The sequence below is a fragment of the Variovorax fucosicus genome (assembly GCF_030316825.1).
Classification (GTDB): domain Bacteria; phylum Pseudomonadota; class Gammaproteobacteria; order Burkholderiales; family Burkholderiaceae_C; genus Variovorax; species Variovorax fucosicus.
This window is the reverse complement of the sequence record NZ_JASZYU010000002.1, coordinates 1-24,804: the sequence shown is the minus strand read 5'-3', so window position 1 is coordinate 24,804 and position 24,804 is coordinate 1. Positions and strand designations below refer to the sequence as shown.

Here is a 24,804-nt window from a genome sequence, read left to right as displayed (position 1 = left end):
CTCAATGCGACGCCTCTTGCTTGCGCGCAAATTGATGGAGCATTGAGCGCGCCGCCGATGGGACCCTTCGCATCAAGGAGGTCGGCGTCAACGTGCACCGCGCCTTCCCAGCGCGGGTTTGAGCGCAACCCAGAGACCGTCCTCGACCGCCTGCACAAGGGTGTCGGACCGGTCCTTTAGGGTAATGTACGAGATGGAAATCTCTAGGTCCAAATCTGAGGCCCATCTGCCAAGATGCATTGCATATGTGCCGCCATCCTTTCGGTCCATGTGCTCCGCGATCCGCTTTCTTAGACGTCTCGATCGGCCAACATAAAGCGCGCCCGGGCAGACGTGTTCCTTGATGACGCGGCAGTAGGCGGCAACCTGCTCCGAGTCCGTTCCTCGCGCACCTTCAAATACCTTACAAAGATGCTTGTAAACGGTAGGAGGCGCGTCGGGTAGGCTGAATACGTAGATGTGATCGTTTCCCTTGTCTGCCTTCGCGTAGCCAGTTGGCAGCCGCTTGAGAAGGGCCGCCTCCTTAGCACTGCCTAGATCCTTGAGGTTGAACGTGAGAGGGCCAAATGGAAACGGACATGGGAGCTTGCGAAGTTCCGTCCGGGTTCTCTCAAGTTCCCCAGCCGCAGCCTGCATTGCATCGGCGAACACGCTGTCGATCATCTTAGGTGCTTCCGGTTCTTCTGTGGGCTGCACAGCGCCCGTCGTACAGGCCCGTGGGTCAGTGTGAAATCATTGCGGGAACCCATTACAACACCGGCTCACAGGCTGAGGTACCTCGTCTCGTCGGCACAATGGAAGTCGGCTTACCACAACCAAATTCACAAGCATGCCGCATCTTCCCTGGCCTCACGGCTGGACGCATCACTTCGAAGCGAGCCATTCAGTCAACGCCGATCACAGCTACACCCTCAGCATCGAAGAGCGTCCGCTTGGCGTGGAGTGCGCCTCCCAGCGGTTCGAGGTTCGAAAAGGGGAAGTAGGGCACATGGACACCGTCGAGGAACGCGAGGACGACAACATTCCTCGCGCTCGGGCGGAAATGGCGCAGCACGGAGACCTGCAGGACGAGGGCGACATCTACTGGTACGCCTGGTCGTTCTTTGTGCCTGCAGACTTTCCCGACTCCGTCTCCCGCGGCAGTGAAGCGTGGCCCTACGTTACGCTGACACAGTTCATGCAGCAAAAGGGTGAGTCTGGAAAATTCAAGCCAGCCTTCGTGTTCGCAAAGGTAAGGGATCGCTTCATTCTGAGGCACTTTCCGAAGGACTTTCGTGTGGGGTACGACAGATCGTGGCCGCTTATCTCCCACTCGGACTTCCCAGGCAAATGGCATGACCTGGTCGTGCACATTAAATGGACCAGGGGCAACAGCGGGTTTCTGCAAGTGTGGGTCGATGGTGAAAGCGACCCGGTGATTGACGAAACCTCGCTGCAGACGATGAACGTTGGCTCTGGTCCGGTCTACCATAAGTACGGGGTCTACCGGATCGATGACCCCAGCCTGCCGCCGGGGATCGTCTTCTTCTCGCAGTTGCGCCGCGGCAAGACTCGTGCAGAAGTCGAGTCACCGTAAACGCCGACAGGCCGAAGCTCGCTGAGTCAATGAAAAAGAGCAACGGTGCAAAGCCGAATGAGTTTGAGGCGTTCGGCGCAACGAGACCTCCTGCGCGGTGCCGCATGGAGCCCGGTAGCAGCCTCACCGTGTCGTGTGGCGTGCATCGTCCATAGTTTCTCGGGCCGCAGCCTAGATCTCAGCTGCCGCGACAGCCTAGGTCTAGTCTGCGGCCCGAAGGGACATCATGTTCGTTAGGAGTATCGCCGTCGAAACGAAATTTTTCTTCGAGGGCACGCCGTAGTGCGAGTAGTCTCGAGGGGTCCTCGGTGCGCCAACGCCCGCTTTATCCACTCAAGAGAGAGTTTCTGCATGTCCGGTGTTTTCCTCGTCGGCCCCAACAATAGCCTCACCCGCATGCCGCAGTCGGACTACCTCAGTGAAGCTGACATCCAACAGCTCATCGCCACTCACCCGGCGCTACTTGGCAGCTGCACCGCGCAAACAGAGGAAGACGAGTGCGAGCTGCTCCTTATCAAGCGCGAGATGGGCGTGCCAGACCAGGAGAATGGCAACGACCGCTGGGCTGTTGACCACTTTTATATTGACCAGAACTGCATCCCGGTACTGGTCGAGGTCAAGCGCAGCAAGAGCGGCGACATGCGCCGCGCAATCGTCGGTCAACTGCTGGACTACGCGGCACACGCGGCGGTCTACTGGTCGATCGACAGCGTCAAGCACTGCCTACAGAAGCAGTACGGCGATCCGGAGCGGGCTCAGGAGGAGCTGGATGCATTCTTGGAGTCCGCTGGACTGGAGGAGAACGACTTCTGGCGGCGCGTGGAGAAAAACTTTGAGGAGCACAACATCCGCATCGTCTTCGTCGCAGATGAGCTTCCGCCCCAACTGTGTCGAGTGATCGAGTTCCTCAACGGACAGATGAAAGACGTGGAGGTGCTTGGCATAGAGCTGCGTCAGTTCCGAACGGACACCGAGCAGACCACGGCGCTGCGTGCGATCGCGCCTTCGGTGGTTGGCCGCACCAGCGAGGCGGAACTCTCCAAAGGTCGGGCCAGGGGCGCCAAGCGGAGCTTCGAGCAGCTCGATCGCGTGGTTGAGGAGTACCGCAAGCTCTCCGGCAACGCGCCAGCAGTGGACAACCGGAGTGGGCATTACCGGCAAATCCATCTGGGTGGCGGTATCCTCAAGGGATACCACTACGAGTTCCAGTTTCAGGTCCGCCGGGGCCTGTCATGCGAGTTTCACGCAGAAGTGACGCCGCGGCCCGATTTCGTTGAGGCGCTGGAGGTTTTAGCCCGATCGGTCAGGAGCGTGGGAGGCACGCAGTTAGAGTTCGTGCAGCGGGGCAAGACGCCGGGCCTTCGCATCACGCCGTCCAAGCAGGATGACCCGGCCGCAGTGGCTCTGGCGATGATGGATTTCATCCAAACCACCCGGGCACCAATCGAGAAAGCGATTTTGGCGACCCGCTAATCTTGAGCGGACCTCCTTAGATTCGCCAAACATGCCGATGTCTGCTTTTGCGGCAGAACGGACTCCAGACCCCGGCCACAACAGGTTGACCGAGCCGTTAGACAGGTGCTTTGCAGCAAGCCGAGCACCGAGGTCGATCCACCGCCTGCGGCGGCTGACACAACGAGGCAAATGGCCATGATTGGTCAGCCGAAGCGTGTCGCCCTGCTTTCCGCCTTGTTGAGAAGCCACGTCATCAGACTACCGGGCACAAGAAAGCCCAGGGCGACCAGCGTGCCGTGCAGCAGATGAGTCAAAGGTTCATCCAACCCGGCGACGTGCTTCATGGGCGAAAGCCAGGGTGAGAGGTTCAGGAACAGGACAACGAGCAGTACCGAAGGCCAGAGCAGGCTCACCCCACGGCGAGCGCTTGCGACCCATGCGTACGTGGCCAAGGCTGCAGCAAAGATACCTTCCAGAACCCAGGATGCAGTGCCCAGCTTGCCCCACAGCCCATAGCCCACATGGGTCTCGGCGTGCGGATACAGCGCCATATCGTGGTTGTGCACGGGCCAGTCTGCAACGAGATGCGAAAGGGCCGCGACGAACGCCAGGGTGGCGACCCGCCTGTCTCGCAGGAAAAGCGCACCCCAGAGCGCTGACCAGAACAGCCCGGCCAGCAATGAGTGGTCCCAGTCTATGAACTTGAGGTCGAAGAAGAGGTATGGGCCGGCAAGCAGATTCGGCGCCACGCGGTCCCAACCCAGGACGATGAAGATGCCATCAAGGATGTCCAGGAAACCCGCGCCAAGCATGATGGGCAAGGCAGGTACTTTTGGATAGCGTGCTTTCAGCGCCAGGCCGATGGCGAAATGACCGACGTACATAAGAGGATGTTAGAGCCTGATGTCAGGCGCCTCTGCGCGGGTGGGCCTTGCGCCCCTTCGCTTCCGCCGTCTGCAGTTCCTTCGCCGTCAAGACGTAGGCCTTGTTGTTGACCAGGCGCTTGACGGCCAGGTCGATGAAGGCCCTTACCCGGGCGGGCTGGGCGGTGCGGCTTCCGTAGTACACGAAGATGCTGGAGTGGTCGTCCACGTGCCCGGTCAGCAGCGGCACCAGGCGCCCCGCGCGAATGTGCGGCGCGGCGATGACGGCTGTCAGCAGTCCGAGAACGTGCCCGGCCAGCACGGCTTCGGCCTCGAGCCCTTCATCATTGGTGCACAACGCGGGGACCACGTGGTGGTCAACCCTCATGTCCTCAACCTTGACGTACCAGGGCAGAACGCTGCCTTTGCTCGGATGGCGAAAAGTGCTGCAGCGATGGGCGGCGAGTGCATCGAGGCTGTCCGGCGCCCCCTCGCGGGCAAGGTAGGCCGGTGCCGCGCAGATGATGAGCTGCGACGGAAACAGCCTGCGCGCGATGACGCCCTCGGCAGGCGATCGCCCCACGCGAAAGCCCACGTCGACGCGGTCTTCCACCCAGTTGCCGATCCGGTCGTCCAGTTGCACGTCGGGTTGCACTTGCGGGTGAAGCCGGCAGAACTCGTCGAGCAAGGGCCACAGCACGGGCGCGAAGGTCGAACGCGGCCCGACGATGCGCAGCGGCCCGGCGATCTCGTCCTTGGCCTGTTGCGCCATGTGCAGCGCGCGCTGCAGGCCCACCAGCGCGGGCTGCGCGGCTTCGAGAAACTGCCGGCCCTCGTCGGTGAGCGACAGGCTGCGCGTGGTTCGGTGAAACAGCCGCACACCGAGGTGCTGCTCCAGCTGTGCCAGGGCCTGGCTTGCCGCCTGCGGCGTCATTCCCTGGGCAACAGCGGCCTTGCGCAGGCTGCCGAGCTCGGCAGCCTTTGCAAAGGTCGCGATGGAACGCATTTCGTTGATCGGCATGGAGAGCCCTTTCTCCGCCGATTATCAACAGCAGCTTGCCAGTGGGTGGCGGCGTCAGTCCTGCTGGACGATAGGGTTGCTGAGGCGGCCGATGCCTTCGATCTCTACCTCGCAGATGTCACCGGGCTTCATGAAGCGCGGCGGCTTCTTGCTCCAGCCCACGCCCGCAGGCGTTCCGGTGGCGATGACATCGCCGGGCGTCAGGGTGAAGATCGTCGACGCATAGTTGATCAGCTTGGGAATGCTGAAGATCATGTGCCCGGTATGGCTCGATTGAATCGTTTCGCCGTTCAGGCGCACTTCGAGCTTGAGCTGGCGGCCCGGCGCAATTTCGTCGGCCGTGACCATCCAGGGGCCGAAGCCGCCGGTGCTCTCGAAGTTCTTGCCCGATGCAATCTGCTTGGCATGGAACTGCCATTCGCGAATGCTGGCATCGTTGTAGCAGGAGTAGCCGGCAACGTGCTCGTAGGCCTTGTCTTCCGGAATGTTCCGGCCGCCCTTGCCGATGATCACGGCGAGCTCGCCTTCCCAGTCGAGCGACTCGGAGACGTGCGGACGCACGATCGCCTGGTTGTGTGCGACCTGTGAACGCCACACGCGCAGGAAGATCGGCGGCTGCTCCGAGAGCTCGCGGTTCATGCCGGCCGCCAGAACCTCCTGGTGATGGTCCATGTAGTTGCGCACCGCGCAGACGATCTTTTCCGGGCGAGGAATGACCGGCAGGTAGGTGATGTCCGCCAGCTTGGCATCGACGGCCTTGCCCTTCACGTGCTCGGCAGCCTTCAGGTACTCGCCCGAAGCGATGTAGTCGGCCAAGGTGGCAAACGAAGGCATGGCCTTGCCGAGGTCGACGACGCCATCGCCTGCGACTGCGCCCCAGGTCTCACGGCCCTGGTGGATGAACGAGAGAAGTCTCACGGAATTTCCGTTTCAAGAAAGGGTTGCGGGTCACGCGCTCGGCACAGGCGCACGGCTCAGGAAGTCGGCCTGCCAGGCGTCAAGGGTTTTGAAGGTCGGATCGCGGCGGCAGATCGCCTCGGTCTCGCGCAGGATCTCTTCGTCGGACTGCGAAAGATCCAGCGGGTCGCCATGGGGCTGTTCGACGTAGAAAGGCGTGTCGACGTAGATCTCGACCATGTTGCCTTCGGGGTCCAGCATGTAGACCGACAGCGCGTTGCCATGGTTGAGCCCACGAATGTCGGTTGCCCCGCGCGCCTCGGCCTTGGCCCAGATGTCGCGCATCGACTGGATGCCGGGCACGGCAAAAGACAGTTGCATCACCGTGCTGAACTTCACATCGGCCGGGCGGCCCGAAGCGATGACCAGCTGGTGGTGCTGGTCCGGGCTGGCACTCGTGAACACCAGCTTGTTCTTGAAGGTCTTGCCAACGCCGGTGTCGGTGATGGTCAGGTCGAACACCTCGGTATAGAACGCAACCATCTTGTCGAGATCGGTTACGTAGATTCCGAAGTGCGAAGGCGTAGGTCTGCTGACCTTGAGCATGTGCGTCTCCTAGTCTCGGTGTCTCGCGCGCCGGTGCGGCGTGCGGCTTCTTCAGGCGTCGGCGGCGCGCCGCATGGCGGCTTCGACGTTGCGTTGCGTGCTCAGGATGTGTTCCGAGAGCAAGGCGCACGCCGTCTCGGTGTCGCGGCGCAGGGTGGCATCCATGATCTTGCGATGCTCGTTGGACTTGCGGCGGCCGGCCTGCCGGTAGCGCGCAGAGAAGCGCCGATAACGCTCGGCCTGGTCGAACAGGCTCGCGCTCCAGACCCGTTGCCGTTCCGATGCGCACGCGGCAATCAGCGCAGCATGGAAAGTCCGGTGAACCGAACTCCACTCCTCGTCAAGGATGACCGGTCCGTCGCTCAGGCGGGACTCCACTTTTTCGAGCCTGTGAAAGGCCGCCACGATGGCGCCCTCCCAGGCGTCGTCGCCGAGTTCGATGGCGCTGCCCAGCGCCTGGACGTCGAGCATCAGGCGCATGTGCGTGATGTCGTTCAGGTCTTCCGACGAGATCGGCGCGACGCGGAACCCTCGCCGCTCGTCGGCGCGCACGAGCCCTTCCTGCGTGAGGCGGCTCAGGGCTTCGCGCAGCGGACTGCTCGAAAAGCCGTAGTGGCCCTGCAGCTCGTCGAGCTTGAGCTTGCTGCCCGCTTCGAAGGTACCGACCAGGACGTCGTGCCGGAGACTGCGAAAAGCCTGTTCCGACAGCGGCGTCGAGGGATCCGTCACGTTGATGTTGGGACTGTTCATGGCGTACATTTTATGCATAAAGAAAGAAAGCATGCAAATGCCGAGAGGCACTTTCGATGTACAGGACGAGTAGGGGAAACACTAGGATCGGAAGATATTTTTGTGCATAAACTGATTTTCATGCACATTTAAGTGTTCAACCCCTCCTGAAGCCACTCCATGTCCCTGATCGAAATCCGCAAGCGAAGCCTGACCATCGAATCCATCTACCACGAAGGCGGGCCGGTGGCGGCCACGCCCTTGAAGCTGGCCGCGTCGTGCGCGGTCATCAAGAACCCCTATGCCGGCCGCTACGAACCGGATCTGTTGCCGTTCATGGCGGAACTGCGCACGCTCGGCACCCTGCTTGCCGAAGAGCTGGTGGCCACGCTCGGCAAGGAGAACGTCGAGGTGTACAGCAAGGCCGCCATCGTGGGCGTCGATGGCGAAATGGAACACGGCGCGGTGTGGCACGAGGCCGGCGGCTGGGCCATGCGCGCCGTGCTCGGCGAGCCGAAGGCGATGGTGCCGGCGGCCAAGGCCGTCGCGGCCACGGGTTATCGGTTGATGGTTCCGCTGCACAACATCCACGCCTCCTACGTCCGCAGCCACTACAACAGCATGGAAATCGGCATCCAGGATGCGCCGCGGCCCAGGGAGATCCTGTTCGCGCTGGTCATGGGAACCGGCGGCCGCGTTCACGCGCGCCTCGGTGGCCTGACGAAGGACGGCATCAAGGTTCACGACGGCCAGCGCTGAGTTCATCCGCGCCGCTCACCCGCCGAGGTAGGCGCGCTGCACGGCCTCGCTTGCAAGCAAGGCGCCGGCACTGTCGGCACCGACGACGCGGCCCTGCTCCAGCAGGTAGCCGCGATTCGAGAGCGCCAGGCTGCGTTTGGCGTTCTGCTCCACGAGCAGGATCGACACCTTGTCGTCGCGAACGCGTTCGAGGGACTTGAAGAGTTCCGACACCATCAGCGGCGACAGGCCCAGCGAAGGCTCGTCCAGCAGCAGCACATCCGGGCTGGACATGAGTGCCCGCCCGATCGCCACCATCTGCTGCTCGCCGCCACTCATGGTTCGCACGCTCTGAGGCAGCCGCTCCCGCAGTCTCGGAAAAAGCTCGAGCACGCGTTCGAGGTTGCGATGCTCGTGCGCACGCGCACGCCGCGGATAGGCGCCCAGGAAGAGGTTCTCCTTCACCGTGAGGTCGCCGAACACGCCGCGCCCTTCGGGCACCAGGGCAATGCCCGCCTCCACCCGCTGATCGGCCTTGAGGCCGGTGAGTGCCTTGCCGCCCAGCGTCAGGTGCGCGCCTTTGGCCGGCATCAGCCCGGCGATGCATCGCAGCAGCGTGGACTTGCCGGCACCGTTGGCGCCCAGCACGCTGACGACCTCGCCAGCGCCCACGTGAATCTCCACATCGGCCAGCGCCTGGTGCATGCCGTAGTGCGCGCTCAGTTGTCTGACCTCAAGCATGATCATCTCCAAGATAGGCGCGCACCACTTCGGGATCGGCCAGCACGGCCGCAGCCGGGCCTGCCGCGATGCGCTGGCCGGCGTTCATGACCACGCAGTGATCGCACAGCGACCGCACGGCCTCCAGCACATGCTCGACCATCAGGATGGAAACGCCGTCGTGCTTCAACGAGCGCACGAGTTCTATCGCCTGAAGCAGTTCCGTAGGATTCAATCCGGCCAGCCACTCGTCCAGCAACAACACGCGCGGACGGCTTGCAAGGCAGCGGGCCAGCTCGAGCCGCTTCTGGTCGATGTAGGTGAGATCTTCGGCGCGCTGGGACGCCCGGGCCGCCAGGCCGACCTGCTCCAGAAGTTCCGCCGCGTCCGTGTTGGCCTCGGTTCCGAAACGGCGCTCGTGCGTGAACGACATCCCCGCCACCACGTTTTCCAGCACGCTCATGGTCTTGAAGAGGCGCACGAGCTGGTAGGTGCGCGCGATGCCCAGGCGCGCCACCTTGAAGTTCGAGGCGCCGGCGGTTTCCTGTCCGTCGAGCTTGACCGAACCGCGATCCGGTTGCAGCGCACCGCTGATCAGATTGAGCGCCGTCGTCTTGCCCGAGCCGTTGGGGCCGAGCAAGCCGACGATCTCGCCTTTTCCGACATGGAGCGACAGGCCTTCGACCGCCTTCAGCCCGCCGAAGCGCCGGGACAGGTCGTTGACCTCCAGCAACGGCGCGCTCATCGGCGCCTCCAGAACTTCTCGCTTGCACCGAGCAGGCCGCGTGGCAGCAGGTACACGATCACCAGAAAGATGGCGCCGAGCACGATGCTGAAGTGATCCGGGAAGTACTTGGTGAGCACCTCGAACGCCAGCACCAGCGGAACCACGCCCAGGATCGGCCCGTAGAACGCCGCCACGCCACCCAGCAGTGCCATCACCACGACCTGAAACGACACGAGGGAGTTGAACGCGATGGAAGGCTCGATGTAAGTCCAGCGCGGCGCCACGATCGCACCCGTGACAGACATGAACATGGCCGTCCCCGTCAGCACCGCGAGACGGACGCCGACAGTGTTGATGCCGCAACTGCGCGCGGCCGTTTCGTCCTCGCCGATCAGGCGAAGCGCAAAACCGAGTCGGGACTTCGAGAGCCAGGCCCCCAACAGCCAGAGCAACCCCAGCAACACCAGGAGCTGCCAGTAGATCTGCGCCGCAGTGATCTCCAGGAACACATACCGCCCGACCGAACCCACCACCTTGGATTCGTACCAGGTCACGAGCTGGCGGATCAGCTCGGCGATTCCGAAGCTGAAGACGACGAAGTACATGCCGGAAAGACGTAGCGTGCAAATGCCGATGGCGAGTGCCAATGCGCCGCCCAGCAAGGCGGCCACGGCGAGCACCGCTGGCCAGGGCAGGAACTCCGACAGCACCGCGACGCTGTAGCACCCGACCCCGAAAAACGCGACGGTCGCCAGCGAAATGAAGCGTGTCGTGCCGCAGAAGATGCCCCAGGCCGTGGCCAGGTTGGCATAGAGCAGCAGGTTGATCAGCAGCGACGTCGTGTAGTCGTTGCCGGTTTGCGGCGCAAACGCCAGCGCAATGAAGGCTGCAAGCGACAACGCAAGGAAGAGTCTGGATTTCGATGTCACCGGCCAGCCCTTCCAAACAGGCCGGAGGGCCGGAACACCAGCACGAGCAGGAAGATGGCGTAGTTGGCAGCCAGGGTGAGGCCCGGATCCACATAGGTGGAAACAAGGCTTTCGCTCAACCCGAGCAGCAGTGCAGCCAGCACGCAGCCGACGAAGTTGCCGACGCCGCCCATGATCACGACGATCAAGGCCTTCATGGTGAAGAGCACGCCCATGGTGGCGCTGAAGGTCGAGAACATGCTGACCAGCACGCCGGCGATGGCGACCAGCGCCGTGCCCATGGCAAAGGCAAGCATCGCGATCTTCGTCACGTCGATCGCCACCAGCGGCGCCGACCCGGGGTCGACGGCCACCGCGCGCAGGGCGGTGCCGATTCGCGTGCGGGTGAGGACCAGGAACAGCGCGCCGCCCAGCACCAGCGCAACCACGAGTGCGAGCAGGCGGTTGGCGGCCACCGTGGTTCCCAGCACTTCGATCGGGATCGACAGGAACGAGTAGCTCAGGTAGTTGCCGCCGAACCCGGTGAGCATGAGGCCCTGGATCACGAACAACAGGCCGAAGGTCGACAGGATGCTGTCGGCCTCCAGCGCGTCACGGCTGCGCGCGCGCCTGACCAGCGGCAGGAAGGCCACCTTGTAGAGCAGCGCACCGGCGGCCGCGGCGACCGGAACGAGCAGCAGGAGTGCGACCAGCGGCGAGACACCGGCGCGCGTGAAAAGCACCAGGCCCCCCAGGGCCGCGGCAATCAACATCTCGCCGTAGGCGAGGTTGAGGATGCGGGCGACGCCGTACTGGAGGTTGAGACCCAGCGCAATGAGCGCATAGGTCCCACCCAGTGTCAGCCCGAATATCAATGCATCGATCAGCCTCATGAAAGGCTTCAGGCCTTCCAGGCCGGCTTGGCGACCGGGTCTTTCGCGCCCGTCTGCTTCGGCGCGATTCCCGAGAACGTGCCGCCCTGCCATTGCCCGACCGTCCAGCCGCCCGCCATGAAATGGTTGTCGAACTTCAATGGCCCGGCAACCGTGTCGAAGGTCGTCGATCCGAGCGTCTTGATGATGGCCGGCCGGTCGAGCTTGCCCACTTTCTCGATCGACTGGGCGAGCGCCTGCAGGCCCGAATAGCAGAGCACGCTGACCCACTGCTCGGGCGGCTGCCCGATCAACGCGGTGTGCCTGGCGATGTAGGCCTTGATGGCGTCCGACGCCGGATTCCATCCGCCCGGGCCCATGACGCCCTCGGCGCTCGCGCCGAACTTGCCGACGTACAGAGGCAGCGCCGTTCCGATCCCGGCGTAGAAAATCTTCGGGTTGAAGCCGCGCACGCGCGCGGCCTCGGTCAGGCCCAAGGTGTCCGGCGGATAGCTGAACGCCAGAAAAACGTCCGGATTCGCGCGTTGGGCATCGGCAATCAGGGGCGTCATGTCCTGCGTGGAAATCGGATAGCTGCTGTCGACCACGACCTCGAACTTCGCGGCCTTCAGCGACTTGCGCGCGGCGCCGGCGAGTTCCAGTCCGCCCTGGTCGGTCACGTTCACCATGGCCACCTTGCTGCCGATCTTGCCGTCGCTGCGCATCTGCGTGAGCAGCCCGACGATGGCATCCGAATAGCTGGACGGGGTACCGAGCAGCGAGAACATGTTGTCCCAGCGCTTGACGAGCTGCGGCATCTGATCGGTGATGCAGGTGGGCGTGATCATGGGAAAGTTGCCCTTGTGGAACGCAGGCGCAACGGCCAGGTTCATGCCGGTGCCCCACGGCGGCAGCAGGAAGTCGACCTTGTCCTGGTTGACCATCCGCTCGATTGCCCTCACCGCTTCTTCCGGTTGGCTGCGGTCGTCGTACTCGACGACTTCGATGAGGCGCTTCGCACCCCCGACCGAAATGCCACCCGCCTTGTTGACGTCATCGACCCACAACCGGTAGTTTGGAAGCTGCGCTGATGCAGCGCCGCCTGCGAACGGGCCCGTCTTCGAGATGGCCCAGCCGAACTTGATCTTGGTATCGGTGCCCTGTGCCCGCACGAAGGCGGGCACCGAAGCCGCCAGTGCGGCGCTTCCCAGAACGCGAACGAAGTCGCGGCGTTGTTGCTTTGTGGTCATGGATGTCTCCGGGTTGATTCTTCAAGGGGCAAGGTCAGGCAACGCTCATTTCGGTGGGCGTGGTCTGGAATGCGAGCTGGCGCCAGCGTTCGCCCTCCTTCACCCAGACCTGCATGACGCGCGAGTCGATGGTCACGGTGCCGGTGCCGTTCTTGCGCACGCCCACCAGCAGCTGGCGGCCGGTCATCAGGGCGCTGTTGCCCATCACGCGCACGGCGAGTTCAGACCGCTCGACCCGCTGGTAGTGAACGTTGAAGCCGCCCGTGCTGAAGTAGCTGTCGAAGCCGTCGACCTGCCCTTTGGCATGGACATGCGTCAGATCGCGATGCAGCAATTCGCGCAGGCGTTCGGTGTCGCCATTCATCATGGCGTTGCAGCGCTGCTGCTCGAGGTCGATCAACGCCCTGGCGTCGTCGGATGGATCGGAGGTGCTCATGGGGACCACGGCTCAGGCTGCGCGCTTCTTGCCCATCAGCACGAAGAGCATCGTCGCGGGCTTGTCGCCCTTGTTGCGCCAGGCGTGCCGGTTGCCTTGCTGCACGGCAACGTCGTGCTGCTTCAGCAAGACCTCCTGGCCATCATCGAGTTCGAGCGTGATCTCGCCATCCAGCACGACGTCGTAGTCGATGCTGTCGGTGGTGTGCATGCCCGGCGCATCCGGCTCGAAGGTCTCCGCCAAGCCTGGCAGCAACTGGCCGAACTCTGCCCCGAACGCCGCACCGTCGAAGTCCGCCCGCATCATCACGGAATCGGGCGGAAACGTGACGAACATGAGGCGCGACTCGCCCTGGCCCGGGAGAAAGTTGGCTTCGATGCTCGGATCGGCGAAGGCCTTCCTGCTGCCTGCCTCGCTCGACGCGGCGGTCGACCAGAGCAAGGTTGCCTCGAAGCCCGGCACGGTCTTGAATGCGATGTTGCGAGGCGCGGCCTCGTCCGACAACACGCCTGACTTGCCGTTCGAACCCACACCTAGAACTACCCGTCTGACTTTCATGATTGGTCTCCTGAGAATTTCAATAAAATGCATAAAACTTCTTTTGTGCAAATATGCATCGCTACCCCCGGATCTTCATCCGGACGAACCCTAATGCTCAATATTTGTTTTGTGCGCAAGTCTGCGTTCATGCATAAACTTCCCTCCCCGCACTTCCTACCGTTCCATGTCGACCCTCACCCCGCCCCGATCCATCCGGCTGCTTGCCATCTCCGGCAGCATCCGCCGCGAATCCAACTGCACCGCGGTGCTGCGCAGCCTGCCGCCCTTGCTGCCCGCCACTGCGAACATCGACCTGTTTCCGCTCGATGACATTCCGATCTACAACGCCGACCTCGATGGCGACACGCCGCCCGAGCCGGTCGCCCGCCTCAAGAAAGCCATCGCCGAGGCGGACGGGCTCGTGCTGTGCTCGCCCGAATACAACTACGGCATGCCCGGCGTGCTCAAGAACGCCATCGACTGGGCATCGCGGCCCGGATTCGCCTCGCCCCTCAAGGGCAAGCCCGCGCTGGTGATGACCGCCTCGCCCGGCACCGCCGGTGGCGTGCGCGCGCAGGCGCAGATTCGCGACGCGCTGGCCGCCACGCTGGCGCGGCCGGTGGTTCGGCAGCACGTCGCCATCGCAGGGGTGGGGCAGCGTGTGCGCGACGGTCGACTGGTCGACGCAAGCACGCTCGAGTTCGTGCAGGCAGCGCTGCACGATCTGCTGCTTGAAATCGAGATGCTGGCGCGCGCCCGCAGCTAGACGGGGCGAAGAAGGCGCGGGGCGGCCGGGTTCGGCGCCCCTTGCTGCGCCCTTCCGCCGTTCAGGGGTTGATGACGAAGTTGCTGAAGCCGCCGTTGCGCGTCGCGATCCCGGAGATCGCCTCGTTGACGCGGTCCAGCGGATAGCAGACGTGCTCGAACACCGAGAGGTCGAGCGTTCCGGCCTCGGCCATGTCGGCCATGTCCTGCCCTTCGCCGGCGGTGAACCATGCCGAGCCCTCGATGCTCTGCTGCTCGTCCATCATGGTGTGCAGATCCATGCCCACCATGCCTGCGATGGCGCCGATGTTGAAGGCGCGGCCGCCGCGCTTGAGCGCGCGAATGCCCTGCTGCAGCGACTCGTGCGGCGCGCCCGGCCCCAGCGCATCGATGAAGGTGTCCACGCCCAAGCCACCGGTGCGCTCCTTGGCCCAGGTGTCGATAGCCTCGCCGCTGGCGTTCGAGAAGACCTCGATGCGATCCGGCGCCAGCGCCTTCACGCGCTCGAGCAGTTCCTTGTTGCGGCCGGTGCCGAGGATGCGCGTGGCGCCCATCGCCAGGCCGAACAGCGCGCCGCCTATCCCCAGCGTGCCGCTGATGCCGTTGATCAGCACGCTGCGCCCGGGGCCGACCTGCGCCTTGCGCATCGCGGAGTACATGGTGCCCAGGTAGCCGAAGCGCGCCGCCTGGTTGAAGCTCACGTTGTCGGGCAGTTTCACCAGCGCGTACTGCGGGGCGATCATGTACTCGCCCAGGCCGCCGTAGGGGTAGTTCTTGTAGAGCTTGAGCGCGTTCTGCGAGAAGCCGAAGTAGCCGCTGAATGCGTAGTGCGTGCAGTTGATGAGGTCGCCATTGCGGCAGGCCCTGCACCCGCCGCAGTACAGGCTCGGGTTGACGTAGACGCGGTCGCCCGGCTTCCAGGTGTGGACGTGGGAGCCGACGGCCGTGACCTCGCCCGCCGGGTCGAGCCCGAAGATGGCGGGCAGCGGCGGCAGCGGCAGCTCGGGGAACCAGGTGGTCCAGTTCGCCAGGATGTTGCCCAGGTTCGGCACGATGCCGCAGGCATGCACCCTCACTTGTACGTCGTTGGCTGCGGGCTGGGGAATCGGCAGCTGTTCGATCTGCATCGGTGCGCCGACCTTGTGAAGTCGGGCGGCTTTCATCATTGACATCTCGTCTCCTTGTTAAATGCACAAAGTTGGTTTTGTGCATTTTTCTGCGGCGACGCGGCGGCCGCCATCGGGAAGAACCCTCGATCCATAACACCCATTTTTATGCACAATTCTCACTTCCTGCATTTGGAGAGAACGAGTGAATCACACCTTCGACGAGCCTGTCGATGTCGCCGTCATCGGCTTCGGCCCGGTCGGTGCAACGCTGGCGGCGCTTCTGGGCCGGCGTGGCCGACGCGTGGCCGTGTTCGACAAGTCCGACCAGATCTATCCCCTGCCGCGCGCCTTCGCGCTCGACCACGAGGCGATGCGCACCTTCCAGGAACTGGGCATCGCAGGCGCCCTGGCAACCCACATGACGCCGTACCGCCCCACGATCTACCAGGGTGCCGATGGCAAGCCGATCCAGCATTTCGACATGGGCCCGTCGCCCTACCCTCTGGCCTGGGCGCCTTCGTACACCTTCAACCAGCCGGCGCTCGAACTCTCGTTGCGCCGCGCCGTGGGCGAGATGCCTTCGGTCTCGGTTCACCTGGGCCATGAAGTCGTGTCCGCCGATCAGGCCGATCAGGATGGCGAGTACGCGACGCTGTCCGTGCAGGCGCCGGACGGCGCCCCGGCCCAGGTGCGGGCGCGTTACGTGGTCGCCTGCGACGGCGGCACCAGCCCGATGCGCAAGCGGCTCGGCCTCGGCATGAAGAGCCTGGAATTCGACGAGCCGTGGATCGTGGTCGACATGCACGTGAACGAGGACATGCTCGATTGCCTGCCGGCCACCAACATCCAGTACTGCGACCCGGCGCGCCCCTGCACCTACGTGGTCGGGCCCGGCACGCACCGGCGCTGGGAATTCCTGCTGCTGCCGCACGAAGCAGCGCACCGCGAGATGCCGCACGACGCGATCTGGGCCCTGCTCTCGCCCTGGCTGGCGCCGCACCAGGCGCGCATCTGGCGGGCCGCGACCTACCGCTTCCATGCGGTCGTCCTCGAGCAATGGCGCCAGCAGCGCGTGCTGCTGGCCGGCGACGCAGCGCACCAGATGCCGCCCTTCCTGGCACAGGGCATGTGCCAGGGCTTGCGCGACGCGCTCAACCTGGCCTGGAAGCTCGACTGGGTGCTGCGCGGCGAAGCGCCCGACGCGCTGCTGGACAGCTATGGCACGGAGCGCGGCCCGCAGGTCGAAGACACCACGCAGACCGTCAAGCGCCTGGGCCTGATCATCTGCGAGCGCGACGCCGAACGCGCCACGGAGCGCGATCGCGGCCTGCGCGCGCAGCAAGGCGGCGAGGTGCGGATGCAGTTGCGCCAGAGCCTGCTGCCCGGCGTGCGCCACGGCTTGATCGAGGACGAGCATGGCGCATCAGGCACGCCTTTCCCGCAGGCGGTGGGACGGATCGGCCAGCAGGGCGCCGCGCAGATGATGGACGATCTGCTGCCCCACGGCTTCCTGCTGTTTCTGCGCGACCCGCCTTCCCGCGAACAGTTCGGCCGCCTGGCCGCCGGTCTGCGGGCCCTGCACGCGACAGCCGTCTGCCTGGGCGATGCCGGAAACCTGGAGGATCTTGTCTGCCTCGCGGAGGCCGACGGCGTCATCGCGCGCTGGTTCGACAAGCAGGGCTGCGGCGCGGCGCTCGTGCGCCCGGACCACGTCGTCTACGGCGTCGCGGCCGATCCCGACGGGGCACAGGCGCTGCTCGAACGTGCCCGCATCAAGCTGCGCCAGTAACGCGCTTCAGGGCAGATCGACGATTTCGATCCAGTTCGGGTTCTTGCCGACGGCCAGGCTCTTGGGCGCACCCAAGGCGCCGCTCGCGGCATCGATGGGGTGCACCGACACGCTGTGGGACTCCTGTCCCGCGACCACCAGGTAGCGGCCGGTCGAATCGATGGCGAATCCGCGTGGCGTCTTTTCGGTCGGCGTCTGCCCGAGCGGCTGCAGCAGGCCGCTGGCCGGATCGACCCGGAACGCGGAGATCGTGCTGGAGGTTCGCTCGGAAGCGTACAAGTACTTGCCGTCAGGCGTCAGATGCAGGTCTGCCGCCCAGGGCTTGGCTGCAAAGCCGGCTGGCAAGGTGGTGGTTCGCTGCAACTCGCGCAACGTCCCGCGCGCGCTGTCCCAGGCATAGGTGTAGAGCGACGCATCGAGCTCGTTCAGCAGGTAGAAGAAACGCTGCGCCTTGTCCCAGGCGAAATGACGCGGGCCCGACTTCGGTGCGCTGGAAACCAGAGGCGGGTCGCTTGGCGTGAGCTGCCCCTTCTCGGCATCGAAGCGCCAGATCGAAAGGTTGTCCCCGCCGAGGCTGCTTGCCAGCACGTAGCGGTTGGACGCGTCGGCATGGATGGCATGGGCATTGGGTGCGGTCGGAATCAGCTGCTGTATGGCGCCCACCGCACCGTCCTTGCCAATGGCGTTGACGGTGATCTTGTGCCCCGGGTAGGACGCTGCGAACAACCATCGGCCGGTGGCATCCAGGTCGATGTTGGCCATGCTGTCGGCCAGGGGTGCTTCACCCAGTTTGCGCAGCCGGCCACTGCCACCGTCGATCGCGAAACTGGTGACCCGGAAGGGCTGGGAACGCAGCGCCGCGTACAGGAACCGTTTGTCCGCGCTCACGACCATCGGCATCACGGTGCCGGCAACCCCGACGGTTTCCACCGGCTTGAGTTGTCCCTGGGCCCGGTCGAGTTCGAGCACCGAGATCTCCTGGCTGTCGGCATTCGAAACATAGACAAAGGTTCCGGCCTGGGCGCCTGCCGCCAACAGCAGCATGGCCGCTCCCGACAGCCAAGCCGGCCAGGCCTGGCCGTAGAACCACCTCGTACGCGTTTGCATGAAATCGTCTCCTTTTATAGGTTATAGCGTTGGCAATTTGCCGTCATACGATGTCGTACAACACGGGGATTGTTTCGTCCCGCGCAGGCGCTGTCAATGCAACGGCGCCCCCACCCGGCTCCATGGCCATCAGGACATGATGACCTGGACGCTGTGTTCGTACTGTGCGGCGAGGTGGTCGAAGGTGTCGACCAGCGCTTCAGCCGATCGCACCAGTTCCAGGCCGCCCTGCGGCCGGTTGATGCCCTGCACGCCGCGCGCAAGGCGAAGCCATTCGTCGCGCGCCTTGCCCAGCGCGGTGCGGATCTCGGGCGACGTCAGTGGCGCGTTTTCCAGTTCGCGCAAGGCCTTCTCGAACTCGTCCGCCGTGGACGCCAGCCCGGGGCCCTGATCGGCCGCCTGGGTCAAGGCCAGCAGCGCATCCTTGGCAAGCCGCTCCGCCAGCATGCGTTGCCGCCCGCAGAGGTTGATGATCCGCAGCGCCCGCCGCCCGCTCGCGCGCTCCAGCACCGCCGTGAGTGCGTCGGCGCTCCGCAGCAGCGCCTCCGCCGCGGCATCGATGACGGCCATCGCCGGCGCGGCCACGCGCGGCGTCCATGCGGCCTGGAGCGATCGCCATGCCGCCTTGGTGCGATCGAGCGCCGCAGCGGCTTCGTCGACCAGACCCAGGCCGTCGAGAAATCCGAGGTTCTCCTGCACGCGCTCCACGGATTGCCCGCGCTGCTCGCGGCTGCGCGACACATCCACGCCGGCCAGCGCCTGCGCTGCCAGCCGCGACAGCCGCTGGGCCTGCATGCGCAGCTGGCCGGCGCGGTTGATCGCCTCCGCCCACTGGGCGGCGTCCACGACGGAGCGCGACACTTCTCCCAGCCGGAGATTGGCGTGCATGGCGGCACGCCGCAACAGTGCAAATGCTTCGTCCTCGCCCATGCCGCGCGCCAGCATCAGAAGGCCCTTGGCCTTGTCGACCCACTTGCGCTCGTCCATTCGCGTGCGCAACTGCACCAGTTCGACGCGCAACGCGGCCTCGCGGCGCCAGCGTGCCCGCGACCGGGCGAGCAGGGCCGCAAGCCCGGCTTCATTGATGGCATCCACGGCGGCCCAGGCGTGGACGCCAGCGCGGATCAGCTCCTCGTGCACCGCCGCATCCAGCGGGGGACTCAGGAGGCTCACCGGCCACGGTGGCGACCCGGCCCATGCACCCAGCAGCTCGAGCACCTTGTCCATGTCCGCCGGGGCGCAGATCAGAAGCTGCGCCTCGTCGGCCTCCTTTTTGTCGCTGGGGGGCGGCAGCGTCCCGAACTCTCGGTGGTGGACAACGGCCAGCCCGGGATCGGCGAGCGCCCGGCGCACGCCCTCGGGCAGGTCATGCGTATCCGCTGAACCGGGCGTCAGGCAATGCAGGGAGATCGGGGTGTTGGAGTGCGGCGTCACTGTGGAAAGCATAAGGGGAAGCAGCGAAACCATTCAGGCACGCTTTTTGCTCCACTCATTGCTCGCGGTGTAACGAAGCACCGCTTTGGTGTGACTCCCGCGGCCTCGCGAGAGCTCCTGGCGCAACCAGCGCCTGACCTGACACCCCGTCCGCCGGCAACGCCGCCGGCAACCTCCCCCCAACCAGTCCGACGATGCGGCCGCGCGATGGCTGCGTTGCGGCATTTGTACCGCCTGTTGCCATGTCGACCTTCAAGAGCTTTCTGAGATCGGGCCACTCACCCACCCTCTTTGCAGCGTTTCTCTATTTCTCGTTCTCATGCTGCATATGGGTTCTGAACGGTGCCATGGCGCCCTTCATCGGCGAAACCTTCAACCTCACGCCGGCCGAGAAGGGCCTGATGCTGTCGGTGCCGATCATTGCCGGCGCGCTGATGCGCTTCCCGCTGGGCATCCTGTCCCAGTACATCGGCCGCAAGAACGCCACGCTGGTCGAGATGGGCCTCATCGCCGTGGCAATGCTGTTCGGCTTCTTCTTCGTGAAGAGCTTCAACGACCTGCTCGCCATGGGCGTGCTGCTGGGCATTGCCGGCGCGAGCTTCGGCGTCGCGCTGTCGCTCGGCTCGGGCTGGTTCCCGCCGCAGCACAAGGGCCTGGCCATGGGCCTGGTGGGCGCGGGCAACGTCGGCACCGCGGTGTCGGTGCTGGTGGCGCCGCCGCTGGCGCAGTGGCTGGGCTGGCAGAGCGTGTACGGCGTGGCGGCGGGCGCCATCCTGCTGCCGATGATCGTGATGATCCTGTTCGCCAAGGAGCCGCCCGACGTCGACAGCCATGCCAGCTTCCGTGAGCACATTGCCTGCCTGTTCGAGAAGGACGGCTGGGTGTTCAGCCTGATCTACGGCGTGACCTTCGGCGGCTTCATCGGCCTCATCACCTTCCTGCCCTCCTACTACTACGACCAGTTCGGCGTGAGCAAGGTGCAGGCCGGGCAACTGACCATGCTGGCGGCCTTCATGGGCGCGGCGGTCCGCATCGTCGGCGGCTGGATTTCGGACCGCTGGGGCGGCGTCAACACGCTGACGCTGGTGCTGCTGGTGGTGGCCGTGGGGCTTGCGCTGGTGGGCTTCTCATCGGCCTCGCTGACGCTCACCACGCTGCTGCTGATCGTGACCTTTGCCGCGCTGGGCGCCGGCAACGGCGCCCTGTTCCAACTGGTACCGCTGCGCTGGCCGACCAGCACGGCGGTGGCCGGCTCGATGATCGGCGAGATCGGCGCGCTCGGCGGCGGGCTGGTGCCCAACGCGATGGGCCTGTCGAAGCAGTACCTGGGCACCTACCTTTGGGGCTTCGTCTTCTTCGCCGTGCTGTCGATGGTCATGCTGGGCGTCATGCGCGTGATGCAGATCCGCTGGACGCGCACCTGGGCAGAAAAAGGCGGTCGCGCCCGCACCACGCCGTCGGCCCCGGCCAAGCCCGCCGGCGCCCGCACCACCGCACGCCAATGACACTACAGGTCGGTTCAGTGCGGCAGGAAAAGCAGCCACACCACCAGCAGCACGTTGAACAGCAGCGACACGGCCAGCGCGATCTTGTAGAGCGCCGCCGGGTCGCGCCGGATCAACGGCGTGGCGCTGGGCGCACCGACCGGACGGGAGGCGCCGCGTTCGAGCGCCAGCAGCATTTCTTCGGCCGTCTCGAAGCGTTGCCGGGGATCGCGCGCCACGGCCTTGCGCACGAGGTGATCGAGCCACATCGGCACATCGGGCCGGATGCGCGAGAGCGCGACCGGATCGCGCCGGTAGCGCGCCACCTGGTAGGGCTCGATCTCGCCGTAGGGCAGGCGCCCGGCCAGCCACTGGTAGAGCGTGACGCCCAGTGCGAACAGGTCGCTCGCGGCATCGGCATCGGCGCCCTCCCACTGCTCGGGGTTGATGTAGCTCGGCGTACCGGCATGCAACTCGCGTTGAACCGCGCCCTCGCGGCCGGACACCGCTACGCCGAGGTCGATGATGCGCCAGCGGCCGTCGTCGCCGAGGTGCAGGTTGCCGGGCTTGATGTCGCGATGCACCACGCCATGCCGGTGCAGCCGGCCCAGTGCCTTGGCCACCTCGATGGCCGCGGCCACCGCCTCGGCCACCGTGCCGCGCTGGCCGGACTTGCGCAGCTGTTCCAGCGTGCGGCCACCATGCCAGTCGAACACGGTGTACAGCGCGCTCGCATGTTCGCTGCGCTCGTGCACCCGCACGAAGCCGCCCTCGCCGCGCGCGCTGACGCGCAGCCCGAGCCAGGCCTCGTGCGCCAGCATCGCGCGTTCTTGCGGATCGCTGGCGCGCGACGGATGCAGGGTCTTGAGCGCGACCAGGGCGCGGGTGGCCGGATCGCGCGCCTGGTAGAGCAGGTGAACGCCGGTATCGGCCACCAGCGCGGTGATGACGTAGCCATCGAGCACCTCGCCCACCTTCAGCGCGGGCGGCGGTGCCAGCCGGCGCGCATCGCCCTGCTCGTCGTCCAGTTGCCGCGCATCGAGTCCGATGACGCGAATCACGAGGGCCGTGGCGTTGTCGCGCGTGCCGCCCGCCAGCGCGGCCTGCACCAGTGCTTCGCTGGCCTGCCCGGCACTGCCCTGCAGTGCGAGAGCCGCGAGATGCTGCGCCTTGAGCACGCCGTGCACGCCGTCGGTGCTGAGCACAAAGCAGTCGCCCACGCGCACATTGCCTTCGCAATAGTCGACACGCACCTGGTCATCCAGGCCGATCGCACGCGTCAGGCGGCTGCGCAGATCGGGATGGTCGAAGGCATGGTCCTGCGTCAGCGGCACGGCCGCCTCACCGCCCTCGCGCACGTGCCAGGCACGGGTGTCTCCCACATGCGCCAACGTGTAGCTCTGGCCATGCAGAACCAGTGCGGTCATGGTGGTGAGCGCGGTGCCGCTGCCCTGGCGGCGCCGATTGTGGTCGGCCAGCCAGGCGTTCTGCGCGCCGATCAAGCGGTCGAGCGCGGCGGTCGGCTCCCAGGTGTCGGGCGTGGCGAAGTAGTCGGCCAGAAGGCCCATCACCGTGGTCTGCGCCGCCTCCAGGCCGCGGCCGCCCATGGACACGCCGTCGGCAATCGCGGCGATCAGCCCGCGCGCCTCGTCGCCCGGCGGCGCATGCACGGCGCCGGCGAAATCCTCGTTCACGTCGCGCGGTCCGCGCAGGCTGCTGTAGCCAATGTCCACTTCAAAGCTCATGGCGCGATTCTCCACGCGCGCCATGCGCATCCCCTTGCTTGAGTCCAGGAAAGGTTCAACCCATGGCTGAAAAAATGAAACTCGTGCTCATAGGCAACGGCATGGCCGGAGTCCGTGCGGTGGAGGAGTTGCTCAAGATAGCGCCGGACCTGTACGAGATCACGGTGTTTGGCTCGGAGCCGCATCCGAACTACAACCGCATCCTCTTGTCGCCGGTGCTGGCCGGGGAGCAGACGGTCGAGGAGATCGTGCTCAACAGCTGGGAGTGGTATGCGGAGAACCACATCACGCTGCACGCGGGCAAGACGGTGACCGAGGTGGACCGCGTCAAGCGCATCGTGCGCGCGGTGGGCAAGGACGGCAGCGTCGCCGAGGCGGCCTACGACCGGCTGCTCATGTGCACCGGCTCCAACCCATTCATGCTGCCGGTGCCGGGCAAGGACCTCAAGGGCGTGATCGCCTACCGCGACATTGCCGACACCGACTACATGATCGAGACCGCCCGCACGCACAAGAACGCGGTGGTGATCGGCGGCGGCCTGCTCGGGCTGGAGGCGGCCAATGGCCTCATGCTGCGCGGCATGAACGTGACCGTGGTGCACGTGATGCCCTGGCTGATGGAGCGCCAGCTGGATGACGTGGCCGGCAAGCTCCTGCAGAAGTCGCTGGAAGACCGGGGCCTCAAATTCCTGATCGGCGCGCAGACGCAGGATCTGCTCGGAGGCGAGGATGGCCGCGTGAAGGCCATCCGCTTCAAGGACGGCACCGAGGTTGCGGCCGACCTGGTGGTGATGGCGGTGGGCATCCGCCCCAACACGGCGCTGGCCGAATCGATGCGGCTGCACTGCAACCGCGGCATCGTGGTGAACGACACCATGCAGACCGTGACCGATGCGCGCATCTACTCGGTGGGCGAATGCGCAGCGCACCGCGGCATCGCCTACGGGCTGGTGGCGCCTCTCTTCGAGCAGGCCAAGGTGGCGGCCAACCACCTGGCGCAGTTCGGCATCGGGCGCTACCTGGGCTCGCTCACCTCGACCAAGCTGAAGGTGACGGGCATCGACCTCTTCAGCGCCGGCGAGTTCATGGGTGGCGAGGGCACCGAGGAGATCGTCATGAGCGACCCCTTCGGCGGCGTCTACAAGAAGCTGGTGATCAAGGACGACAAGCTGGTGGGCGCGTGCCTGTACGGCGACACGGTGGACGGCAGCTGGTACTTCAAGCTCCTGCGCGACGGGCGCAGCGTGAGCGACATCCGCGACAAGCTGATGTTCGGCGAGTCGAACATCGGGGACACCGGCCACGAGGGGCACAACAGCGCCGCTGCCATGCCCGACGAGGCCGAGGTGTGCGGCTGCAACGGCGTGAGCAAGGGCGCCATCTGCAAGGCGATCAAGGACAAGGGCCTGTTCACGCTGGACGAGGTCAAGAAGCACACCAAGGCCAGTGCGAGCTGTGGTTCCTGCACCGGGCTGGTCGAGCAGATCCTGATGTTCACGGCCGGCGGCGACTACTCGGCCGCGCCCAAGAAGAAGGCGGTGTGCGGCTGCACCGACGCGAGCCACAAGGACGTGCGCGAGGCCATCCGCGCGCAGAAGTACCTGACGCACGCCGAGGTCTACGAGGGCCTGGGCTGGCGCACGCCCAACGGCTGCGCCACCTGCCGCCCGGCGGTCAACTACTACCTGATCAGCACCTGGCCCAAGGAGGCCAAGGACGATCCGCAGAGCCGCTTCATCAACGAGCGCAGCCACGCCAACATCCAGAAGGACGGCACCTACTCGGTGATTCCGCGCATGTGGGGCGGGCACACCACGCCCGATGAGCTGCGCCGCATCGCGGACGCGGCCGACAAGTACAAGATCCCGACCGTGAAGGTCACCGGCGGCCAGCGCATCGACCTGTTGGGGGTGAAGAAGGAAGACCTGGCGGGCGTGTGGAAGGACATCGGCATGCCTTCGGGGTTTGCGTATGCGAAGTCGCTGCGCACGGTCAAGACCTGCGTGGGCAGCGAGTGGTGCCGCTTCGGCACG

24 protein-coding genes are annotated in these 24,804 nt (G+C 65.2%); 7 read left to right on the top strand and 17 right to left on the bottom strand.

All coding sequences use genetic code 11. The features are described 5' to 3' along the window. Positions 1 to 87 precede the first annotated feature (87 nt). On the bottom strand, positions 88 to 663 hold the full coding sequence (locus QTI05_RS12165) for a hypothetical protein (protein WP_286624823.1): 576 nt from the start codon (positions 661 to 663) through the stop codon (positions 88 to 90). Between the two features lie 166 nt (positions 664 to 829). On the opposite strand from QTI05_RS12165, the gene QTI05_RS12160 reads away from it, so the two are divergent. After that, positions 830 to 1,576 carry a heparin lyase I family protein gene (locus QTI05_RS12160; RefSeq protein WP_286624824.1) on the top strand — a complete coding sequence of 249 codons (747 nt, stop codon included), beginning with the start codon at positions 830 to 832 and terminating at the stop codon, positions 1,574 to 1,576. A 351-nt stretch (positions 1,577 to 1,927) separates the two neighbouring features. Further along, positions 1,928 to 3,049 carry a PDDEXK family nuclease gene (locus QTI05_RS12155; protein ID WP_286624827.1) on the top strand — a complete coding sequence of 374 codons (1,122 nt, stop codon included), beginning with the start codon at positions 1,928 to 1,930 and terminating at the stop codon, positions 3,047 to 3,049. A gap of 185 nt (positions 3,050 to 3,234) precedes the next feature. Here QTI05_RS12155 and QTI05_RS12150 read toward each other — a convergent pair whose 3' ends face one another. Genes QTI05_RS12150 through QTI05_RS12130 form a run of 5 tightly spaced genes read right to left on the bottom strand, consistent with a single transcriptional unit; the run spans position 3,235 to position 7,186 of the window. Beyond that, complete coding sequence (locus QTI05_RS12150) at positions 3,235 to 3,915, bottom strand: hypothetical protein (protein WP_286624829.1); 681 nt, start codon at positions 3,913 to 3,915, stop codon at positions 3,235 to 3,237. A gap of 22 nt (positions 3,916 to 3,937) precedes the next feature. Next, on the bottom strand, positions 3,938 to 4,915 hold the full coding sequence (locus tag QTI05_RS12145; RefSeq protein ID WP_286624831.1) for a LysR family transcriptional regulator: 978 nt from the start codon (positions 4,913 to 4,915) through the stop codon (positions 3,938 to 3,940). Positions 4,916 to 4,969: 54 nt separating this feature from the next. Further along, the gene (locus QTI05_RS12140) at positions 4,970 to 5,833 is read right to left on the bottom strand and encodes a fumarylacetoacetate hydrolase family protein (RefSeq protein ID WP_286624832.1); all 864 of its coding nucleotides are present in this window, start codon (positions 5,831 to 5,833) and stop codon (positions 4,970 to 4,972) included. Positions 5,834 to 5,863: 30 nt separating this feature from the next. Then, positions 5,864 to 6,418: a VOC family protein gene (locus QTI05_RS12135; RefSeq protein WP_286624834.1), complete on the bottom strand. Its 555-nt coding sequence runs from the start codon at positions 6,416 to 6,418 to the stop codon at positions 5,864 to 5,866. A gap of 51 nt (positions 6,419 to 6,469) precedes the next feature. After that, positions 6,470 to 7,186, bottom strand: coding sequence for an FCD domain-containing protein (locus QTI05_RS12130; protein ID WP_286546825.1), 717 nt, complete (start codon positions 7,184 to 7,186; stop codon positions 6,470 to 6,472). Between the two features lie 141 nt (positions 7,187 to 7,327). On the opposite strand from QTI05_RS12130, the gene QTI05_RS12125 reads away from it, so the two are divergent. Further along, entirely contained in the window at positions 7,328 to 7,906 is a 579-nt protein-coding gene (locus QTI05_RS12125; protein WP_286546824.1) for an amino acid synthesis family protein, read from the top strand. A gap of 15 nt (positions 7,907 to 7,921) precedes the next feature. Here QTI05_RS12125 and QTI05_RS12120 read toward each other — a convergent pair whose 3' ends face one another. Genes QTI05_RS12120 through QTI05_RS12090 form a run of 7 tightly spaced genes read right to left on the bottom strand, consistent with a single transcriptional unit; the run spans position 7,922 to position 13,356 of the window. Beyond that, complete coding sequence (locus QTI05_RS12120; RefSeq protein ID WP_286624835.1) at positions 7,922 to 8,626, bottom strand: ABC transporter ATP-binding protein; 705 nt, start codon at positions 8,624 to 8,626, stop codon at positions 7,922 to 7,924. Further along, a complete protein-coding gene (locus QTI05_RS12115; protein ID WP_286624836.1) occupies positions 8,619 to 9,350 on the bottom strand; it encodes an ABC transporter ATP-binding protein in 732 nt (243 codons plus the stop codon). Before QTI05_RS12115 ends, QTI05_RS12120 begins: the two co-directional genes overlap by 8 nt. Further along, a complete protein-coding gene (locus tag QTI05_RS12110) occupies positions 9,347 to 10,261 on the bottom strand; it encodes a branched-chain amino acid ABC transporter permease (RefSeq protein WP_286657813.1) in 915 nt (304 codons plus the stop codon). Before QTI05_RS12110 ends, QTI05_RS12115 begins: the two co-directional genes overlap by 4 nt. Then, positions 10,258 to 11,133 carry a branched-chain amino acid ABC transporter permease gene (locus QTI05_RS12105; protein ID WP_286546819.1) on the bottom strand — a complete coding sequence of 292 codons (876 nt, stop codon included), beginning with the start codon at positions 11,131 to 11,133 and terminating at the stop codon, positions 10,258 to 10,260. Before QTI05_RS12105 ends, QTI05_RS12110 begins: the two co-directional genes overlap by 4 nt. Positions 11,134 to 11,141: 8 nt before the next feature. Next, positions 11,142 to 12,362 carry an amino acid ABC transporter substrate-binding protein gene (locus QTI05_RS12100; protein WP_286624838.1) on the bottom strand — a complete coding sequence of 407 codons (1,221 nt, stop codon included), beginning with the start codon at positions 12,360 to 12,362 and terminating at the stop codon, positions 11,142 to 11,144. Positions 12,363 to 12,396: 34 nt separating this feature from the next. Continuing rightward, positions 12,397 to 12,798 (bottom strand): nuclear transport factor 2 family protein, encoded by a 402-nt coding sequence (locus tag QTI05_RS12095; RefSeq protein WP_286546817.1) that lies wholly within the window; start codon positions 12,796 to 12,798, stop codon positions 12,397 to 12,399. Between the two features lie 12 nt (positions 12,799 to 12,810). Continuing rightward, the gene (locus QTI05_RS12090; RefSeq protein WP_286546816.1) at positions 12,811 to 13,356 is read right to left on the bottom strand and encodes a cupin domain-containing protein; all 546 of its coding nucleotides are present in this window, start codon (positions 13,354 to 13,356) and stop codon (positions 12,811 to 12,813) included. 166 nt (positions 13,357 to 13,522) lie between these two features. On the opposite strand from QTI05_RS12090, the gene QTI05_RS12085 reads away from it, so the two are divergent. After that, positions 13,523 to 14,104 (top strand): NADPH-dependent FMN reductase, encoded by a 582-nt coding sequence (locus QTI05_RS12085; RefSeq protein WP_286546814.1) that lies wholly within the window; start codon positions 13,523 to 13,525, stop codon positions 14,102 to 14,104. Positions 14,105 to 14,165: 61 nt separating this feature from the next. Here QTI05_RS12085 and QTI05_RS12080 read toward each other — a convergent pair whose 3' ends face one another. Next, a complete protein-coding gene (locus tag QTI05_RS12080) occupies positions 14,166 to 15,275 on the bottom strand; it encodes an alcohol dehydrogenase catalytic domain-containing protein (protein WP_286546813.1) in 1,110 nt (369 codons plus the stop codon). A gap of 139 nt (positions 15,276 to 15,414) precedes the next feature. On the opposite strand from QTI05_RS12080, the gene QTI05_RS12075 reads away from it, so the two are divergent. After that, entirely contained in the window at positions 15,415 to 17,001 is a 1,587-nt protein-coding gene (locus QTI05_RS12075; protein ID WP_286624839.1) for a bifunctional 3-(3-hydroxy-phenyl)propionate/3-hydroxycinnamic acid hydroxylase, read from the top strand. Positions 17,002 to 17,007: 6 nt separating this feature from the next. On the opposite strand, the gene QTI05_RS12070 is transcribed toward QTI05_RS12075, so the two are convergent. Beyond that, entirely contained in the window at positions 17,008 to 18,108 is a 1,101-nt protein-coding gene (locus tag QTI05_RS12070; protein WP_444812897.1) for a lactonase family protein, read from the bottom strand. Positions 18,109 to 18,237: 129 nt separating this feature from the next. After that, positions 18,238 to 19,575, bottom strand: a complete 1,338-nt coding sequence (locus QTI05_RS12065) for a type IV pili methyl-accepting chemotaxis transducer N-terminal domain-containing protein (protein WP_286624840.1) — start codon at positions 19,573 to 19,575, stop codon at positions 18,238 to 18,240. 209 nt (positions 19,576 to 19,784) lie between these two features. Between QTI05_RS12065 and QTI05_RS12060 the strand changes: the two genes are divergently transcribed. After that, positions 19,785 to 21,047, top strand: coding sequence for an MFS transporter (locus tag QTI05_RS12060; RefSeq protein WP_286546809.1), 1,263 nt, complete (start codon positions 19,785 to 19,787; stop codon positions 21,045 to 21,047). A 14-nt stretch (positions 21,048 to 21,061) separates the two neighbouring features. Here the strand turns inward: QTI05_RS12060 and QTI05_RS12055 are convergent, their stop codons facing one another. Beyond that, positions 21,062 to 22,771, bottom strand: a complete 1,710-nt coding sequence (locus tag QTI05_RS12055; protein WP_286624841.1) for a bifunctional protein-serine/threonine kinase/phosphatase — start codon at positions 22,769 to 22,771, stop codon at positions 21,062 to 21,064. A 62-nt stretch (positions 22,772 to 22,833) separates the two neighbouring features. Between QTI05_RS12055 and nirB the strand changes: the two genes are divergently transcribed. After that, on the top strand, positions 22,834 to 24,804 hold a 1,971-nt coding region (nirB, locus tag QTI05_RS12050), incomplete at its 3' end, for a nitrite reductase large subunit NirB (RefSeq protein ID WP_286657812.1).

Excerpts from the sequence above, each read along its gene's own strand:
- QTI05_RS12165 (WP_286624823.1), bottom strand. The coding sequence starts at position 663 with ATGATCGACAGCGTGTTCGCCGATGCAATGCAGGCTGCGGCTGGGGAA.
- QTI05_RS12160 (WP_286624824.1), top strand. The coding sequence starts at position 830 with ATGCCGCATCTTCCCTGGCCTCACGGCTGGACGCATCACTTCGAAGCG.
- QTI05_RS12155 (WP_286624827.1), top strand. The coding sequence starts at position 1,928 with ATGTCCGGTGTTTTCCTCGTCGGCCCCAACAATAGCCTCACCCGCATG.
- QTI05_RS12150 (WP_286624829.1), bottom strand. The coding sequence starts at position 3,915 with ATGTACGTCGGTCATTTCGCCATCGGCCTGGCGCTGAAAGCACGCTAT.
- QTI05_RS12145 (WP_286624831.1), bottom strand. The coding sequence starts at position 4,915 with ATGCCGATCAACGAAATGCGTTCCATCGCGACCTTTGCAAAGGCTGCC.
- QTI05_RS12135 (WP_286624834.1), bottom strand. The coding sequence starts at position 6,418 with ATGCTCAAGGTCAGCAGACCTACGCCTTCGCACTTCGGAATCTACGTA.
- QTI05_RS12130 (WP_286546825.1), bottom strand. The coding sequence starts at position 7,186 with ATGCATAAAATGTACGCCATGAACAGTCCCAACATCAACGTGACGGAT.
- QTI05_RS12125 (WP_286546824.1), top strand. The coding sequence starts at position 7,328 with ATGTCCCTGATCGAAATCCGCAAGCGAAGCCTGACCATCGAATCCATC.
- QTI05_RS12120 (WP_286624835.1), bottom strand. The coding sequence starts at position 8,626 with ATGCTTGAGGTCAGACAACTGAGCGCGCACTACGGCATGCACCAGGCG.
- QTI05_RS12115 (WP_286624836.1), bottom strand. The coding sequence starts at position 9,350 with ATGAGCGCGCCGTTGCTGGAGGTCAACGACCTGTCCCGGCGCTTCGGC.
- QTI05_RS12105 (WP_286546819.1), bottom strand. The coding sequence starts at position 11,133 with ATGAGGCTGATCGATGCATTGATATTCGGGCTGACACTGGGTGGGACC.
- QTI05_RS12100 (WP_286624838.1), bottom strand. The coding sequence starts at position 12,362 with ATGACCACAAAGCAACAACGCCGCGACTTCGTTCGCGTTCTGGGAAGC.
- QTI05_RS12095 (WP_286546817.1), bottom strand. The coding sequence starts at position 12,798 with ATGAGCACCTCCGATCCATCCGACGACGCCAGGGCGTTGATCGACCTC.
- QTI05_RS12090 (WP_286546816.1), bottom strand. The coding sequence starts at position 13,356 with ATGAAAGTCAGACGGGTAGTTCTAGGTGTGGGTTCGAACGGCAAGTCA.
- QTI05_RS12085 (WP_286546814.1), top strand. The coding sequence starts at position 13,523 with ATGTCGACCCTCACCCCGCCCCGATCCATCCGGCTGCTTGCCATCTCC.
- QTI05_RS12080 (WP_286546813.1), bottom strand. The coding sequence starts at position 15,275 with ATGTCAATGATGAAAGCCGCCCGACTTCACAAGGTCGGCGCACCGATG.
- QTI05_RS12070 (WP_444812897.1), bottom strand. The coding sequence starts at position 18,108 with ATGCAAACGCGTACGAGGTGGTTCTACGGCCAGGCCTGGCCGGCTTGG.
- QTI05_RS12065 (WP_286624840.1), bottom strand. The coding sequence starts at position 19,575 with ATGGTTTCGCTGCTTCCCCTTATGCTTTCCACAGTGACGCCGCACTCC.
- QTI05_RS12060 (WP_286546809.1), top strand. The coding sequence starts at position 19,785 with ATGTCGACCTTCAAGAGCTTTCTGAGATCGGGCCACTCACCCACCCTC.
- QTI05_RS12055 (WP_286624841.1), bottom strand. The coding sequence starts at position 22,771 with ATGAGCTTTGAAGTGGACATTGGCTACAGCAGCCTGCGCGGACCGCGC.